Source organism: Cohnella laeviribosi DSM 21336 (genome assembly GCF_000378425.1).
In the GTDB taxonomy this organism is placed as follows: Bacteria; Bacillota; Bacilli; order Paenibacillales; family Paenibacillaceae; genus Cohnella; species Cohnella laeviribosi.
Genome location: NZ_KB899893.1, coordinates 1 through 1,988, shown reverse-complemented (window position 1 = coordinate 1,988; position 1,988 = coordinate 1). Strand labels below are relative to the sequence as shown.

Here is a 1,988-nt window from a genome sequence, read left to right as displayed (position 1 = left end):
TCCTTTTCGCCGCATTGGGGCTGCTGACGGATTCGCTTTTGCGCTTGCTCGAATGGCGGCTGCTTCGATGGAAGGACAGCTATAAGGGATAGGAGCCATTCCTGTAATGAATGAATTCGAGGTTTGAATGAAAAAAGTACCTTCTGTATACTGGGGAACGTTCCGACCAAAGAACAAATCCCAGCGCAGGAGGCACTCTACAATGAAGTATAAACACGCCAGGAAACAGAATCAACGAATTCAACAAATTACCGAATCAACTCTTGTTGTCGGGGCCGACATTGCCAAGAAAACACATGTCGCCAGAGCCGTCGATTTCCGCGGAATCGAGCTCGGTAAAGACTGCGTGTTCGGCAATGATCATCAAGGCTTAACGAAACTTGTAACGTGGATGAAGGAGCTTCAGCGGCGACATCACAAGACGGAAATCGTCTTGGGGATCGAGCCCACCGGACACTACTGGTTTCCACTGGCTGAATATCTGCAGCGTGAAGGCGTAAGAGTCGTCGTTGTTAACCCACATCACGTAAACAAGAGCAAAGAGCTTGAGGACAACTCACCGACCAAGAACGATTACAAAGACGCCAAGGTTATCGCCGATCTGGTGCGGGGTGGGAAATACAGCGAGCCTAAATTGCCGATGAACGTCTACGCAGATCTTCGGATCCTGATGAATCTTCGGGAGAAGGTCATGGTTAACTTCGGCCAAGTCCAGCGCCGCATTCAGAATTGGTTAGACCGCTTCTTTCCGGAGTATGGCCAGGTGTTTAAGGACTGGGAGGGCAAGGCTTCGCTGATTACGCTGAGTGAATTCCCGACTCCGAGCGAGATTGTGGCGCTAGGTGTGGGCGCAATCGTGCGTCGTTGGAAAGAAGACGTAAAGCGCGCCGTCGGTCCCAAACGAGCGTCGCAGTTGCTTGAAACGGCGAGAACCTCCATCGGCCTTAAACAAGGACTGGCAGCAGCGAAAATCGAGCTGAAGACTCTTCTGGAGCAATACGAGATGTTCGCCAAGCAGCTTGAGGACATCATGATGGAAGTGGAGCGTTTGTTAGCTCAAATTCCGGGAACGAAAGAAATGCTGACCATCCCTGGTGTTGCCATCGTGACGCTCGCCGGCTTCCTGGCTGAAGTCGGGGACCTTAGTGGTTACGACCACGGCCAGCAGATTATTCGGCTCGCTGGCTTAAATCTAAAAGAAAACAGCTCTGGCAAGAAGAAAGGCAAATCGACGATTACAAAGCGTGGCAGATCCAGGCTTCGGGCTTTGTTGTTCCGAGCGGTGATGCCGATGGTGACGAAGAACGCCGAGTTTAAGGCGTTGCACCAGTACTTCACGAAGCGAAGTCACAACCCGCTGAAAAAGAAGCAATCCATTGTGGCGCTCTGTGGTAAATTAATCCGAGTATTGTACACGCTAGGCACCAAACGCATTCCGTACCAGCCATCCGATGTTCTGGGGCCGGTACGTCAGGCCCAGTTACAGATGGCAGCTTAATTCAAACCATTTTCACGTTTCTCACACAGAACTTGAAATAAACCAACGACAATTGAAGCACGGAGCAGCCGTAGGATCTATTTCCATAAGGGCAACGACCCAGTAAAGGAGCAAGGAAACGGCGTCCACACCTCGAGAGGCAGAACGAAGGAATGTAAGGGCTAAGACCCAGCGTGACATGGGAGGGTAAGCCGTCGGGGGAATAGAGTGGATATCCAGAGTGCGGTCATACGACTCATCCATAGATTGGGAACAGCGTCCCAACCTCTATTCCCGCCTCCGGCTCCTCCAGAAAATTATGTCATAGCTACATGACTTATCCATCTTTCAGGATGGTCGATGGTTGAAAATCTAAGAACGAGTGAGAAAACGCGAGAAAACATTAAATAATAGTGGGAGGAAGTAAAATGACAAATTCGGCGGAAGCCGCTCTTCAGCCGAACGGCGGCGTTCGTCAAGAAGCCGCCCCGGCGGCTGCAGGCAGCGGCCC

Annotated in this window: 1 protein-coding gene; it reads left to right on the top strand. The window is 51.3% G+C overall.

Going from position 1 to position 1,988, the window contains the following annotated elements; genetic code table 11:
- The first annotated feature begins 202 nt into the window (after positions 1-202).
- Positions 203-1,498: an IS110 family RNA-guided transposase gene (locus tag F560_RS0121965; RefSeq protein ID WP_019004814.1), complete on the top strand. Its 1,296-nt coding sequence runs from the start codon at positions 203-205 to the stop codon at positions 1,496-1,498.
- Positions 1,499-1,988: the final 490 nt, after the last annotated feature.

What these genes read in the sequence shown, in the direction of transcription:
- F560_RS0121965 (WP_019004814.1), top strand. Translation starts at nt 203, where the DNA reads ATGAAGTATAAACACGCCAGGAAACAGAATCAACGAATTCAACAAATT.